Source organism: Methylicorpusculum sp., from assembly GCF_030651835.1.
Taxonomy (GTDB): Bacteria; Pseudomonadota; Gammaproteobacteria; order Methylococcales; family Methylomonadaceae; genus Methylicorpusculum.
The window spans coordinates 1-15,062 of sequence record NZ_JAUSBX010000100.1 but is presented as its reverse complement, the minus strand read 5'-3'; the positions used below and the strand labels follow the sequence as shown (position 1 = coordinate 15,062).

Sequence of the window (15,062 nt, the reverse complement as noted above, 5' to 3'; positions counted from 1 at the left end):
GCTGGTCAAATTCATATTTCAACCGCTCGACCGGTTGCATCGCGAAGGTGTCCAGGTCCCAATTATTCTGTTTTTTACCGAAATGAACCCGGAAACCCTCGAAATTATTGGTGGTGTTGCGAAACTGGTTGTTGCCGATCAGACGCCGGTCCAGAAGTTCCATGTGCATCCTGCCGGCACGGAGGCTCAACGGCCGGTTATGGCCCAGGGCATGATTGAAATAGAGCTCGCCATAGCCTTGAATCAATTCGAATTCGTTGACATCGGCATCGGATCGTTCGTATTCACCGTTATAACTGCGGGCATCTTCCATCTCGACCGCAAAGCGAAAAGGATCGAGAATGTCATGAACACTCAGATAGGCGCGGGTTCTGAGCAGCCATAGATTATCGGGGGCGTCCCGGTATTTGGTCACGCGCGAACCGGATGAGGTATCCACCCAAGGCCGGTAGTCATTTTCACGGTATTCATAACGGGTTCGAAAATCCAGGCCCACATCCAGCCAGTCCATGTCCCGGAATTGTTCAAACTGGGTTCGGCTCAAGTTGCGTACATAGGCCGGTGGATCGGGATCCGGTTCAACCCGGTAACCCCGGGTTTTGGCGTAATAATCCTCGGCCTGAACGAGTCCAGGCGAAACCAGCAATAACCCAAGCAGGCCAGCCCAGGAGCTAGTGTTGTCAAGATGAGTATTCATATTTTTACCTTTGTTAACTGAATTTTGATAAGCCTTGTTACAGTCACTTCCGGTGAACCGGTCAGTTAACCTCAGTATCACGATTAATCTCCGTTAACGCGGTCGATTAATTAGATTCCTTTTGTCTGTTAACTCTAAATTTTTCACGCTTGTCGATTTGCACGATCCTTCCGTCGTGAACAACGATTTCAAGCGAACCAAAACGAACACCTTCCAATAAAGTGAGTACACGCATGACGACCTCCTGATTTAAGTCGGCGGATAAGTCGTTTTCAATTTTATAAATCATGAGCACGTCCTAAACCTTGTGATAGTGTCTGGTTGTTTAAAGCCAACATTTTCCTGATTATGCTTCAGTAATAGCGTCTTTCCGGCCGGGATTGCCGGAATCCAGAGCACAAGGATGTGTTTGGTGCTCGCCATTCATGGCATCTGGATCTCGGCAATCCCTGCCGAGATGACGATTCTTGACTGAGCTGATTGATCTTTATAATCAGGAACATTTTTGTTGTGTGTATGCTAACGAGCTAGAGAAAGTTATTGAAACGATAAAATTAGATTTATTTATCTCAAATTTAGATATAGGTAGTCATGCTTTGAACTTTGTAGTTTTATGAGATGTAGGTAACATACTCATTCACAATGAAGTCTACAGATCTTGTTTTTGATGGATTGCTGGCGATTTTTTACAAAGAGAGATCAATTTCATGAGTCATAGGGAAAGCACCACAACACCGGATAAATTAACGCGGCCGGAACCTGCCAGGTTTCAGGATGCGGTTTACTTTTGGTTCAAGCTGGGTTTCATAAGCTTTGGTGGTCCAGCCGGTCAAATTTCAATCATGCATCAAGAGCTGGTTGAAAATCGTCACTGGATTTCGGAACGGCGATTCTTACATGCGCTTAACTACTGCATGCTGTTGCCGGGACCTGAGGCGCAGCAACTGGCAATTTATATCGGCTGGTTATTGCATAAGACCTGGGGAGGTATCATTGCCGGGGTGCTGTTTGTCTTGCCGTCCTTGTTTATTCTGATCATGTTGTCCTGGATATATCTTGCTCTGGGCGATTTACCCTGGGTCGCCGGGCTGTTTTACGGCATCAAGCCTGCCGTTACGGCTATTGTCATGCAGGCGGCTTACCGTATCGGTTCGCGGACACTCAAGAATGGGGTGTTATGGGCGATTGCTGCCGCCTCTTTCGTTGCCATTTTTGCGCTGAATGTTCCCTTTCCGACCATTGTGGCGGGCGCTGCTTTGATAGGACTTTTGGGTAGCCGGATCATGCCCGTCAAATTCAAAACCGGGGGGCATGGCAGTTCAGTCAAATCATACGGTCCTGCGGTGATAGATGACGATACGCCACGGCTTGATCATACACATTTTCGCTGGCCGCGACTGTTCGGTCTTGTGATGATAGGTGCTGCGTTGTGGCTAATTCCAATGGCGGCATTGACGATAAATTATGGCTGGAGTCATGCATTGACACAAATGGGCTGGTTTTTTACCAAGGCGGCGTTGTTAACCTTTGGTGGTGCTTATGCCGTTTTGCCTTATGTGTATCAAGGGGCTGTTGAAAACTATCATTGGCTGGTTCCTCAGCAAATGATAGACGGGCTGGCTTTGGGCGAAACCACGCCAGGGCCGCTGATCATGGTGGTCGCCTTCGTCGGATTTGTAGCGGGATGGTCTCAGGCGCTGTTAGGTACCGATCACCTGTTGCTTGCCGGTATGGTGGCGGCAACCGTGGTGACCTATTTCACATTTCTACCCAGCTTTTTATTCATCTTGGCCGGAGGACCCTTGGTTGAGTCTACCCATGGAAATTTGAAATTTACCGCACCGTTAACAGCAATAACGGCTGCGGTAGTCGGAGTGGTTTTAAACCTGGCTCTGTTTTTTGCCTGGCATGTCTTGTGGCCACAGGGCTTTGAGGGTCAATTCGATTTTATGGCTGCGGTCATTTGTGTGATCGCCTTATTGGCATTGTTCCGTTACCAGATCGGCGTCATTCAGATGATTGCCGCTTCCGGTATAACCGGGCTGCTTTTTACACTGATCAAAACGGCTGGTTAAGGCAAGCCTTATTTAAAGCACTGTTTGCTTTAAAAGCCGATGCCGTGCCGGTTGACGGCGTTGATGTACTTTCAACGACTCATGCTAACAGTGCTTTATTCTATGGGTGTGGAGTCAGAAAGACGCAACTGTTGGGGCTTGGTAACAATTGATGAGATGCTCAAACTATTTGCAATCACGTAATAGCCGCGTGCGGCGAGGCGTTCCAGAAAAGCATGGCAAGTACGATGTTATTTTGTCGAAAGAAACCGGTCTACTCGTCCAAAATATTCAAGTATTGGAAAACTTATTTCAACACCTATCTTCATTAGCTCATCGTAATAAAATCACACGGCTTTTATTTTCTGATGCATCCTGTATTTTCCTGTAAACCCTTAGCGTTGCCCACCATGAAAATTTTACACACATCCGACTGGCATTTAGGGCGTAGCCTCTACGGGAGGAAACGTTACGAGGAGTTCGAAGCCTTTCTAACCTGGCTTGTTGATGCTATTGAACATCATCAAGTCGATGTTCTGCTGGTTGCCGGTGATGTTTTTGACACCAATACCCCGAGCAACCGGGCGCAGGAGCTTTATTACCGGTTTTTGTGCCGCGTTGCCTCATTAAAAACATGTCGTCATATTGTGGTGATCGCCGGAAATCATGACTCTCCGGCTTTTCTCAATGCACCGAAAGCCTTGTTGAAGTCGCTGGATGTGCATGTCATTGGTTCTATTACGGACCAACCGGAAGACGAGCTTATTCTTCTCTGTAAACCGGATGGTGTTCCTGAACTGATTGTCTGTGCTGTTCCCTATCTTAGAGATCGTGATATCCGATTAGTGGACGCGGGAGAAAGCATTGCTGACAAGGAACTGAAACTGATAGAAGGCATTCGGCAACATTATGCTGAAGTGACGGCCCTGGCCGAACAGAAACGTCTGGAGGTGGGTATCGAAATTCCGATTATCGGCATGGGCCATTTGTTTGCTGCCGGGGGACAAACTGTCGAAGGTGATGGTGTACGCGAGTTATATGTGGGTTCATTGGCTCATGTTTCGGCTGGAATTTTTCCGGCCTGCCTGGATTATCTGGCCCTGGGTCATCTTCATGTGCCTCAGAGAGTAAACGGTTCCGAGGTGATGCGTTATAGCGGTTCGCCTTTGCCTATGGGGTTTGGTGAAGCAAGACAGGAAAAAAGTATTTGCCTGGCTCAGTTTTCCGGGGTCCATGCTCAGGTTACGCTGATCAACGTGCCCGTTTTTCAGAGACTGGAACAGATTCGCGGCTCTTGGGATAAGCTTTCAACCCGGATACATGAGCTTGCCGCTGCCGGAACCCCAGTCTGGCTGGAAGTGGTGTACGATGGTGAGGAGGTAATAGGAGATTTACGCGAACGCTTGGAATCGGCTGTCTCGGGCTCGGTAATTGAAATTCTGCGCATAAAGAATAACCGGATCATCGATCGGATTCTTAATCAAATGGACGAGGGCGAAAAATTGGATGATCTGACTGTTGATGAAGTTTTTGCGCGCTGCATGATTGCTCACAATGTACCTGACGATCAGCAGACGGCATTGCTTTTAACTTATCAGGAAGCTGTTTCATCGCTTACTGAAGACGACAGTCAAGCTGATTAAGGAGGTCCCCGATGCGTATATTGCAAGTACGGTTTAAAAACTTGAATTCACTTGCCGGCGAATGGGAGATCGATCTTACTCATCCGGCGTTTACCTCCGATGGTATCTTTGCCATTACCGGACCCACAGGGGCAGGAAAGACCACCATTCTGGATGCTATCTGTCTGGCTCTCTATGGGCGAACTCCTCGCCTCAATAAAGTAACGAAAAGCACTAACGAGATTATGTCCCGTCAGACCGGGGAGTGTTTTGCCGAGGTTACTTTTGAAACCCAGGCGGGCCGGTTTCGCTGTCATTGGAGCCAGCGCCGGGCACACAAAAAATCAAGCGGTGAACTGCAGGTTTCAAAACATGAAATTGCCCATGCCGATTCCGGGCAAATATTCGAAACCAAGATGATTGCTGTTGCTGAGCAAATTGTAGCGGCAACCGGTATGGATTTTGACCGTTTTACCCGTTCCATGCTCCTTGCCCAGGGCGGCTTTGCAGCATTTCTCCAGGCAGCTGCTGACGACAGAGCGCCGATTCTGGAACAGATTACCGGCACAGAGATATACAGTCAGATTTCAATCCGGGTTCACGAGATACGATCCGGCGAACGTAAAAAGCTGGACATGTTATCAGCCGAAATGGCCGGGATACACTTGCTGGATGAAGCAGATGAGCAACAACGGATCAAAGATCTGGAGCAGATGAATTTACAGGATGCTCACTTGAGCCGACAGATTACAGAAATAAACAATGCTCTTGTCTGGCTTGCCGGAATAGCCGGGCTTGAGCAGGATTTAATAGACATTACCGGGCAGACGACAGACTGGCAAAGAAGACAGACTGAATTCGCGCCGGAGCTGATCATGCTTCAACGCGCTAATCAGGCATTGGAACTTACGGGTGAACATGCCGGGTTGGTCTCTATTCGCCGCGAACAAGTTACGGATCGGGGGAATCTAGGCGAATGTCTGCACATGCTCCCGGATCAAGAGAAGGCGGTAAAGCAAGCAGAACAAACGATGAGGCAGGCGGCGGTTCATCTCGATATTAAGAAGCATGAGCAAAAGGAAGCTTCGCAAATTATCCGTAAAACCAGGGAACTGGATCTGAAGCTTCTTGAGAAAGACAGTCCGATCAAAACGGTGACTGATGCCATCAACGGGCAGGAAACGTCATTGAATACTCTTCGCGGCCAACAGGATGAGAATTGCGTGAGTTTGATTGATAAGCAAAAAACACGTGAAGCGCTCTTAACACGATTGGCCGAAACCGGAATAGACGAGGGTCTGGTTGAGCATCTTGCCGGAATTCGCGGCAGGGCCGAGGTGCTTAAGACTAATCATATGCAACTGAGTGGCAAGCTTGACGAGGTCACTAGCTTGGTTTCACAAGAGGTCGAGGTCAGCGGAGTTTGGGCGGGGCTGCTGGCCTCATTTGAAAAAAGAAAAGACGATCGGGCTATCAGCGAAATGGCATTGGTTCAGAAACAGCTTGATCTTAATCAATTGCTTGAAAGCCGTGAGCTGATCGATTGGCGTAACGATCTGTCAGGCTTCAAGGATAAAAAATTACTGCTCAATCAGGTTGGCGAAGCGGTTAAGGCCTTTACTGAGGCTACGCGGGCTCTTGACGAACTAAACAGCCGTCATGATCAGCTTGTGACTAAACAGACTGATCTTACCCGAGAGCTTCAGTCTCAAGTCGAAATTCAGGCCGCGTTCGAGCGTGAAATCAGCCTGCTTGAGACCCAGCTCTCCTTGCTGAAGAAAATTCAGGGTTTTGAGGAGGCCAGACATGAACTTCAAGATGATCAGCCTTGCCCCCTGTGCGGTGCCACAGAACATCCGTTTGCGGAGGGTAATATTCCGGTTCCTGATGAAACGATGGCGGCATTAAACCAAGCGAGAGCTGATTTAAAAAAGCTGAGCGGCATTGTGTCCAATACCAGGGTCAAACAAGCTGAAGTGGCCAAAGATCTTGAACAAATCATTGCCCTTACCCTGGAATGCAAGGGCAAAATGGCTTCAACCGATTCGCAAATCAGACTTGGCTGTGCGGACTTGACGATTGATCAGGTTGACCAAAATTTGACGCAGCTCCTCCCGCGCCTCCAGGATGAAAATGAAGCCCAGTTGGCTAATGCAATGGCTATTGTGTCGGCCGCCGATGCGTTAGCAAAAGAGATAAGCGACTTGCGCCAAGCTTTTGAGCAAGACAGAGAATTGGCTGTTTTAGCTGAGCGGGAGACTCAATCTGCTGCGCATAAAATGGATTCCGTTGTCCAGGCACTTAAACAGGCTCGAAAGGATGCCGGCATTCTCGACACACAAGTTCAAAACGCGCTGACCGAATTGCAGAACGAGGTTGCTGTCTATGACGTCACGCCACTTTCTATCGCTGTTTTGGATGAGGTTTTGTTGGTATTAAAAGCCCGTCGTGACCAATGGCTTGCGCGCCAAAATGAAAAGGCCGAACTTGATCGGCAGATTTCCGCCCTGGAAATTCAGATAAGCCACCAGACAGATCTGATCCGAAAATCTGAAGATGATTTAAACAAGCAGCGTAATCAACTGGCTGGTTTACGGCAAGAGCGGGCACTTATCAATCAAGAGCGCGTCGAGTTGTTTGGAACCAAAAATCCTGATGATGAAGAAATGGCTTTATCGAGTGCCATTGAGGCGGCAGAACATGGTCTTGATGTTTCCCGGCAGGTTTTTAATGCGGCGAGCCAGTCGCTCGAAACACTTAAGAGCAGGATTGTCATGCTTGAAAAAACCGTGGAAGCCAGGTCGGGTCAACTAAATGCTGCTGAAATGGCATTTTTGGCTCGTTTGACAGGATTGGGATTTAACGAGGAAGCTGAATTTATGTCAGCGTGTTTATCCGAAGAAGTGCGCACGAAATTAACACAGCAAGCTCAGGCGTTGGCAAATGAACAGGCGCAGTTGGCATCACAAAGCCTTAATAAAACAGCGCTGCTGGAGTCCGAACGGCAAAAACAGCTAACCGATCAGACTCGTGAAACGCTGGATTCGGAGCTTGACCGTCTGGTAATAACGCACAAAGATCTTCAACAGCAAATTGGTGCCAACCGTCAAAAGCTGAAAGACAACGAACTCTTAAAAGAAAGGCAAAAAGAGCGAATGCTGGCTATTGATGGACAAAAAAGAGCCTGTGCTCAATGGGACTCCCTGCATGAACTGATTGGTTCGGGCGATGGAAAAAAATACCGTAACTTTGCACAGGGACTGACTTTTGAAATGATGATTGTTCATGCCAACCGTCAATTGCAAAAGATGACCGATCGCTATCTGCTGATCAGGGACTCTGCCCAACCGCTTGAGCTCAATATCATCGATAACTACCAAGCCGGGGAGGTCAGGTCCACCAAGAATTTGTCAGGCGGTGAAAGTTTTATCGTCAGTCTGTCTCTGGCGCTAGGTCTTTCGCATATGGCCAGTAAAAATGTCCGGGTCGATTCGCTGTTTTTGGATGAAGGATTTGGCACCCTTGATGAAGACGCATTGGAGACAGCACTTGAAACACTGGCCGGGTTGCATCAAGGCGGTAAAATGATAGGGATAATTTCACATGTTTCCGCGTTGAAGGAACGCATCCCAACACAAATTCACATTACGCCTCAATCAGGGGGGCGAAGCTTGATTGATGGCCCTGGCTGTAAAAAATTAGCTTAAAAATTGCGCTTCTTGAACCGGGTCAAGCTTTTATAGTGCTACAGAGAACCAGGATTATTTCCTAATTTGCAGGCGATACTGCAGGCTCGGGTAGGGTCACAATCCCGTCCATAGTCTGCTTGCTGTCAGCACCTGACCCGCCATGTCATGCATGAGCGAGATTGTGAGATGTTATTTAAGGGCAGGAACGTGTTACCAATTAGGTGGAAAAATGCAATCAGATTTAAGCGTTTTCGAAATTGTCATATAATGCCCGGCTTATTAACTAATGTTTTCAGTGTGGGAAGATAATATGAAGAAAAACATCTTTTTGGTCTCTGTGGTTTTTTTATTTTTTTCAGCGCTCGCTAATGCTCATGGGCCTGTTCGTCAAAAAGTAAAAGAAGAAATTAAAATTAACGCGCCTGCTGAAAAAGTGTGGGACATCATCAAAAATTATGACGATATGTCATGGTTGCCGGCAGTCGCCAGCTCGAAAACGGATAAAGGTAACAAGAAAGGATCTGTACGCGTACTGACGCTAAAAGACGGCGGTACTATTACCGAAGAATTAAAAAAATACGACGAAAAGAAAATGTCCTATTCCTACAAGATTTCGGACATGAGTAATGCAAAAACAATCAATCATTCCGGTAAAGACGAAAATGTGCCTGTTTTACCCGTGAGTAACTATGCCGCCGATCTTGAAGTAAAAGCTAAAGGCGATACCAGCGTTGTGATCTGGAAAGCAGGTTATTACCGTGCTTATATGAATAACAATCCTCCTGCTGAAATGAATGAAGAAGCGGCTAACTCATCCGTGAAAGCTGTTTTTACCGCAGGTTTGGAAAATATTAAAAAATTGGCTGAGAAATAAGGTCAAGTTAGATGATGATTAAAGGCATGATCAATGCGACTGGCATTTTATTATTCTCATTAACTTTCTGTGTTGCAGCTGAGCCTTATGCCTTTATAACCAATCAACTGGGTGACAGTGTATCGGTCATTGATACGGCCCAGGCTAAAGTCATTTCCACCATTCCAATCTCGGGTAAACCGGCTGGCGTGGCCGTATCTCATGATGGCCTGCGGGTTTACATCAGCACACCGGAGGCAAAGGGAATTGCCGTTTTGGATGCGGTCAATCATAAACTATTGGCACAGTTTTCTGTCAGTTCCGGTGCGTTAGGTATCGCTGTCGATAAAACCGACCGCCTGGTTTTTGTGGCGGACTGGTTCAATAATACGGTGGCGGTGATTGATGCCGGTACTTTTAAAGTGATTAACACTATACCTGTAGGAAAGTCGCCCTCCGGTATGGTGGTGAGTTCGGATAATAAATGGTTGTTCGTCGCCAATCGTTTGGATAACAGCGTTTCCCAAATTGACATGGAAACCTTGCGTATTCGAAATACGACCAAGGTTGGCGAGCATCCTTTCGGGCTGACCATCGACGCTAAGGACGAGCGACTGTATGTAGCCAATGTCGAAAGTGATGATGTGACGGTGCTGGATGCCAAGCATTTAAAGCGGTTACAGACTGTCAAAGTAAAAACACTCCCTTATGCCGTTACGCTGGCCCTGAATGATTCCCGTCTGTTTGTCACGAATCAGGACGACAGTTCCGTGTCCGTTATCGACACGCAAACAATGCAGGAAATAGCGGTGATCGAGGTCGGCGACAAGCCGGAAGGTATCAGTACTCATCCGAATGACAAATGGGTTTACGTCGCAAACTGGTTTGATAATAACGTTTCCGTGATTGATGCCGGAACCTTGCAAGTGATCGATACGATAGAAGCAGGTGAGGGTAGTCGGGCATTTGGCCGGTTCATAAGTCGCTAAAAAGGAAAAGTGCCGACTCTTTTTTTAAAAAATAGTTGTGGGTTTTTGCATTTATGAGAAGATGCGCGCCCTTGGATAAAACAATTGATTTGAAAGAGGAGAGAATATGGCTGAAACAGTGGATGAATTGACAGTGACCTATGAAGATGGGGGCATTGAAACCGTCAAGGAACTGGATAAGAAAGTCCTGACTAAAGGAGCCTGGGCAACTGTGATGTATCGCTATCAAGACTGGGACAGAGCCAAAGAGGCCTACGGTCCTGATAAATATACAATACGGCGTTATCAAAAAAGAAACGGCGAGTATCAGCAAAAGTCAAAATTCAATATTTCGAGTAAAGAGCAGGCCAAAAGTATTATTGAAGGATTGCAGGAATGGATTGCGGATTAACCTGTTTGTGCCCTGATTTGTAAAAGGCGTTTTATGTTTCAACATGTTGTTTGTGCGTTGTATAAGTTTGTTACGCTGGAAGATTATCAGGCGCTGCGCCTGCCTTTGCTAAAGTGTATGGAAGCCCATCAAATCAGGGGCACATTGATCCTGGCAAAGGAAGGCATTAACGGCACGGTAGCAGGAAGCCGGGATAACATTGATGCGTTACTGGTTTTTTTGAGAAATGATCCTCGTCTGAAAGATCTTGATTTCAAGGAGTCGTTCAGTGAGACCATGCCGTTCAATCGCACCAAGGTTAAACTAAAAAAAGAAATCGTGACCATGGGCATTGAGGGTATTGATCCCAAGCAAGTCGTGGGCACCTATGTGGAGCCTTCAGATTGGAACCGCTTACTTGCTGATCCTGAGCTTATCCTGATCGATACACGCAACGATTATGAATATCAGGTGGGCACTTTTAAAAATGCAATCAATCCCAAGACGACCAACTTCAGAGAATTTCCCGAGTTTGTAAAGCAGCATCTTGATCCAGCGAAACACAAAAAAGTAGCCATGTTTTGCACGGGCGGCATACGCTGTGAAAAATCAACCGCTTACTTGAAAGAGCAAGGTTTTTCGGATGTTTTTCACTTGAAAGGCGGTATTTTAAAATACCTGGAACAAGTGCCCGAACAAGAAACGCTTTGGGACGGTGAATGTTTTGTCTTTGATGACCGGGTGACGGTGAATCATAGTCTTCAAAAAGGCCTGCATGATTTGTGTAATGCGTGCAGGTCACCTATTACCGAAGCTGACAAAGCCGACCACCGATATGAACAAGGCGTCAGTTGTCCGCATTGCTTCGGTAAAGTGACGGAAACGCAAAAATCCCGGTTTAAAGAGCGTGAAAAGCAAATGACTTTGGCTAGGCAAAGAGGCGAGGCTCACATGGGGGCGGATGCCGCAAAATTGCTGGAAGCCAAGCGGCAGCAAAAACTGGATCGTAAGCTTAAGCTGAAAGTTCAAAGCGTATAGATTCGTATCTGCTCATCCCCTTTAAATCAAGCACCTACGCCCATAATTTAAAGCAAGAGAGTCGTTACTAAGATTCAACAGTCAAGGTTAAGTTATGAAGGCGCAGACAGGCGATCAAGCACCGGAGTTATCAATTTCAGAATGGGTTCAGGGTGAGCCTGTGCAACTGAGTCAACTGCTGGGTAAGGTAGTCTTGCTGGAGTTTTTTCAGGTCAACTGCCCAGGCTGTTTTCTTTATGCGCTGCCTCATGCCATATCGTTGCATGAGCGTTTTGCGGATAAGGGGTTGGTGGTTTTAGGCGTTGCTACGGCTTTTGAAGACTTTGATAAAAATACGCTGGAGAATCTAAAGCGACTTATCAATCAGAATGAGCTAACCGGCGTGACGCTGGAACTATTATCGCAGCGAGGCGAATTGGTTAATGGCCGCTGGCCTTATCAGATTCCTTTTCCTGTGGCGATGGACCGCTTGATCAAACGTTCAGAGCCTGTAAACAACGCGGTGATAGAACGCTTTATCACTGAGCGGGTACCGGAATTTTCAGAACAAACGGTTGAGCAGCAGGAAAATATTCGCGCACACGTTAAAAACTATTTTCAATCATTGCAATTTCACGCCGAAACCTTCGATCGCTTTGATTTAAAAGGCACTCCCTCGCAGGTTTTGATTGATCAACAGGGGATTATCCGCGAGATTGCATTTGGAACAAGCCCTGATCTTGAAGATCAAATCGCCGAGCTTTTTCTTGAAGAGGCCGATTAAAATCAGAGCAGGATCGGCTCTATCGAGCTGATCCGTTTTTTTCTGATTGAAGATCTTAGGTTAAAATAAGCCCAATTGAACTTGTGCAACTTCAGACATCATTTCTCGTGACCAGGGTGGATCAAGAACGACTTCAACGTCAACGCTTTCTACGCCGGGCAGGGCGCGTATCGATTTTTCAACATCACCCTGAATGACAGGTCCCATGCCGCAGCCGGGAGCGGTCAGTGTCATCTGGATTTGAACCCTGTTTTTGCCGCTCTCGACGGGCGTGACATAGCAACCATAAACCAAGCCCAAATCAACGATGTTGACCGGGATTTCCGGGTCATACACTGTTTTCATGACTTCCCAGCAGTTTTTTTCGACAGATTCCGGATCGGTCTCCGTGACCACCGTTTCCAAATGATGCGGTTCTTTGCCTAATGCGTCGGCATCAGCGCTGGCAATACGCACCATGTGACCGTAATCGGTGACCACCGTGTAGTTGTTGCCCAGCGATTGATGAAGGGTGACCACTGTGCCTTGGGTCAATGTACTGGGATTACCATCCGGTATCATGACGACATTGACATCGCGAGTTAAAGTTATCGTTTCTCTTGCAGCCATAATTAGAAGGATCCTTTATTGCTTGAATGTTTGTGCGTCGATGATTTGTCCGTTCATGCCGATACTAGCCGGACTGAACAGATAAAGGTAAATATCAGCCAGTGAATTCATATCCGGCAGCAGGCTTTTATCTTCTGCCGGATAAGACTTTTTGCGTACCGGTGAGTTAACAGGCCCAGGAATCAACGTGTTGACCCTGATCTTGCCTTCTGCTTCCAGCTCCTCTGCCAGAATGTGCGCGAGTCCTTCCAGCGCAATTTTCGATACGCCGTAAGCGCTGGAGTAAGCCGGTGCGGTTCTGGCTCGGGAATCGCTGGTAAACACAATGGACGCCGCTTCACTTTTTTGTAAAAGGGGTAATAAAACCCTGCAGAGTAAGAAAGGGGCGTTCAGATTGACATTCAGCGTATGTCCCCAGTCTTTGGTTTTAGTGATCGCAATCGGTTCAAACGCGACAAACTCAACCGCTGAATGCAATAAACCATTCAGATGGCCGTATTTGCTTTCAATACGGTCCGCCAAATCCTGGTAATCGTTTTCATTGGCGCCGGCCAGGTCGAATGGATAAAGTACCGGTTCGGGCGCTTGTTCCGAAACAATCGCATCGTAAACGACTTCCAGTTTTGGAATGCTTTTATCCAGTAAAATAATTTGTGCGCCTTGCTTGGCAAGCGCAAGAGCGGCGCTTCCGCCTAATCCGCCCCCGGCTCCGGTTATCAGAATAATTTGTCCGTTTAATGACATAGTGCTGTTTTTATCCATGCTTTAATCTGTTCAGGGTGTTCGATCAGTGCGTCGGCGCCCCAGGAATGAGGGGTATCTTCGGGTTTCAGGTAGCCGTATAAGGCCGCCAATGTTTTCATGCCGGCATTTTTACCGGCGGCAATATCATGAGGTGCATCGCCGATATAAACGCATTCCTCAGGGGCTACGTCAGCCTGTTTACAGCCGGCGAACATAGGTTCGGGATGCGGTTTGCTGTTACCGGTACTGTCGCCGCTGATGATGCAAGCGGCCCGCTGGTTAAGATCTAATGCGGTCATCAGCGGATCAGTAAAACGTTTTTGTTTGTTGGTAATAACCCCCCATTTAAGACCGCTGGCTTCGATGCTGGCCAGCGTTTCAGTCATGCCGGGAAAAAAAACAGTGTGTTCGGCAATATGGGTCTGATAGTGATCGAGCATCGTGATCAGCAGGGCATCGTGCAGTTCCTGAGTAAAACGGTCTTGTAAACACATTTTGATCATGGCCGATGCGCCGAACGATATCAGCGGGCGCACCGATGCTGCGCTAATTGTTTCGAAACCTGAGCCAGCTAAAGCGAAGTTCAGGCAGGCAATCAAATCCGGGGCAGTATCGACCAGAGTGCCATCTAAATCGAATAAGACGCAGGACAATTTGAAATCATGGCTCATAACGTTATTCAGGTCGTCTGAACGCGGCCAGATAGTTGACATCAATGTCTTTGCCGAGATTGAAACGTTTGTTGAATGGGTTGTACTCAATGCCGCACAAACTGACTAGTTCCAGTCCTGCATAACGGGCCCACTGGCTTAATTCTGAAGGTTTGATGAAAGTTTTAAAGTCATGCGTTCCCTTGGGTACCATTTTTAACACGTGTTCTGCTGCAACAATCGCAAGAAGGTAGGCTTTAGGTTTACGATTCAGTGTGGAGAAAAACACCATGCCGCCCGGTTTAACCAGTTGAGCGCACGCGGAAACAACAGACAAAGGATCCGGCACATGCTCCAGCATTTCCATGCAGGTGACGTGATCAAAGCTTTCCGGCTGTTCCTGGGCTAAGGCTTCGGCGCTGATTTTGCGGTATTCGGCATTGATGCCGGACTCCAGGCTGTGCAAGTCGGCAATGTCGATCAATTCCTGACTCAGGTCAATGCCCAATACTTTTGCCGCATTCTTGGCGAGACCTTCGGTCAAAATTCCGCCGCCGCATCCCACGTCTACGATACGTCTGCCGTCAATATAGGCATGATCACGAATAAACCTCAGCCGGAGAGGATTGATATCGTGCAATGTTTTAAATTCACCTTGCGTGTCCCACCAGCGTTCTGCCAGGGAGCCGAATTTGTGAATCTCATGTAAGTGAACGTTTTCTTTTGCTGTCATAAGTAAGGATCCGTGCTTTAAGGCTATTGTATACTAAAATACTGGGTTATTGGTATCGTTGAAATCCGCAATTATTTAAATCATGCGAACGAATAATCCTGGAAAAATCATTCCTGATTATAAAGATGCTTCAGCAACAACGTCTTTCCGGCAGGGATTGCCGGAATCCAGAGTACAAGGATGTGTTCGGTGCTTGCCATCCATGGCATCTGGATCTCGGCAATCCCTGCCGAGATGACGATTTTTGACAG

Annotated in this window: 14 protein-coding genes; 8 read left to right on the top strand and 6 right to left on the bottom strand. The window is 47.3% G+C overall.

Annotation, left to right across the window (positions count from 1 at the left end; translation table 11 throughout):
• Window positions 1–697: alginate export family protein (locus Q7V32_RS13580; protein WP_304897521.1), on the bottom strand; the 697-nt coding region annotated here is incomplete at its 3' end.
• 106 nt (window positions 698–803) lie between these two features.
• The gene (locus Q7V32_RS13575; RefSeq protein WP_304897520.1) at window positions 804–986 is read right to left on the bottom strand and encodes a YezD family protein; all 183 of its coding nucleotides are present in this window, start codon (window positions 984–986) and stop codon (window positions 804–806) included.
• A gap of 418 nt (window positions 987–1,404) precedes the next feature.
• On the opposite strand from Q7V32_RS13575, the gene chrA reads away from it, so the two are divergent.
• The 8 genes from chrA (at window position 1,405) to Q7V32_RS13535 (ending at window position 12,075) form a co-directional block, all read left to right on the top strand.
• Window positions 1,405–2,772 (top strand): chromate efflux transporter, encoded by a 1,368-nt coding sequence (chrA, locus tag Q7V32_RS13570; RefSeq protein WP_304897519.1) that lies wholly within the window; start codon window positions 1,405–1,407, stop codon window positions 2,770–2,772.
• Between the two features lie 389 nt (window positions 2,773–3,161).
• Complete coding sequence (locus tag Q7V32_RS13565; RefSeq protein WP_304897518.1) at window positions 3,162–4,394, top strand: exonuclease SbcCD subunit D C-terminal domain-containing protein; 1,233 nt, start codon at window positions 3,162–3,164, stop codon at window positions 4,392–4,394.
• 11 nt (window positions 4,395–4,405) lie between these two features.
• Window positions 4,406–8,080 (top strand): AAA family ATPase, encoded by a 3,675-nt coding sequence (locus tag Q7V32_RS13560; protein WP_304897517.1) that lies wholly within the window; start codon window positions 4,406–4,408, stop codon window positions 8,078–8,080.
• A gap of 292 nt (window positions 8,081–8,372) precedes the next feature.
• Entirely contained in the window at window positions 8,373–8,936 is a 564-nt protein-coding gene (locus Q7V32_RS13555) for an SRPBCC family protein (RefSeq protein ID WP_304897516.1), read from the top strand.
• Window positions 8,937–8,947: 11 nt separating this feature from the next.
• Window positions 8,948–9,904: a beta-propeller fold lactonase family protein gene (locus Q7V32_RS13550; protein ID WP_370691465.1), complete on the top strand. Its 957-nt coding sequence runs from the start codon at window positions 8,948–8,950 to the stop codon at window positions 9,902–9,904.
• A gap of 106 nt (window positions 9,905–10,010) precedes the next feature.
• Window positions 10,011–10,295: a hypothetical protein gene (locus tag Q7V32_RS13545; protein WP_304897515.1), complete on the top strand. Its 285-nt coding sequence runs from the start codon at window positions 10,011–10,013 to the stop codon at window positions 10,293–10,295.
• Between the two features lie 33 nt (window positions 10,296–10,328).
• The gene (locus Q7V32_RS13540; protein ID WP_304897514.1) at window positions 10,329–11,312 is read left to right on the top strand and encodes a rhodanese-related sulfurtransferase; all 984 of its coding nucleotides are present in this window, start codon (window positions 10,329–10,331) and stop codon (window positions 11,310–11,312) included.
• Between the two features lie 94 nt (window positions 11,313–11,406).
• Complete coding sequence (locus tag Q7V32_RS13535; protein ID WP_304897513.1) at window positions 11,407–12,075, top strand: peroxiredoxin; 669 nt, start codon at window positions 11,407–11,409, stop codon at window positions 12,073–12,075.
• Window positions 12,076–12,135: 60 nt separating this feature from the next.
• On the opposite strand, the gene sufT is transcribed toward Q7V32_RS13535, so the two are convergent.
• From sufT to ubiG, 4 genes are read right to left on the bottom strand one after another with little or no spacing between them, the layout of a single operon-like run.
• Window positions 12,136–12,684 (bottom strand): putative Fe-S cluster assembly protein SufT, encoded by a 549-nt coding sequence (gene sufT / locus Q7V32_RS13530; protein WP_304897512.1) that lies wholly within the window; start codon window positions 12,682–12,684, stop codon window positions 12,136–12,138.
• Between the two features lie 15 nt (window positions 12,685–12,699).
• Entirely contained in the window at window positions 12,700–13,428 is a 729-nt protein-coding gene (locus Q7V32_RS13525) for an SDR family NAD(P)-dependent oxidoreductase (RefSeq protein WP_304897523.1), read from the bottom strand.
• Window positions 13,419–14,099 (bottom strand): HAD family hydrolase, encoded by a 681-nt coding sequence (locus tag Q7V32_RS13520; protein ID WP_304897522.1) that lies wholly within the window; start codon window positions 14,097–14,099, stop codon window positions 13,419–13,421. Before Q7V32_RS13520 ends, Q7V32_RS13525 begins: the two co-directional genes overlap by 10 nt.
• Before the next feature lie 4 nt (window positions 14,100–14,103).
• The gene (gene ubiG / locus Q7V32_RS13515; protein WP_304897511.1) at window positions 14,104–14,811 is read right to left on the bottom strand and encodes a bifunctional 2-polyprenyl-6-hydroxyphenol methylase/3-demethylubiquinol 3-O-methyltransferase UbiG; all 708 of its coding nucleotides are present in this window, start codon (window positions 14,809–14,811) and stop codon (window positions 14,104–14,106) included.
• Between the last annotated feature and the right edge of the window lie 251 nt (window positions 14,812–15,062).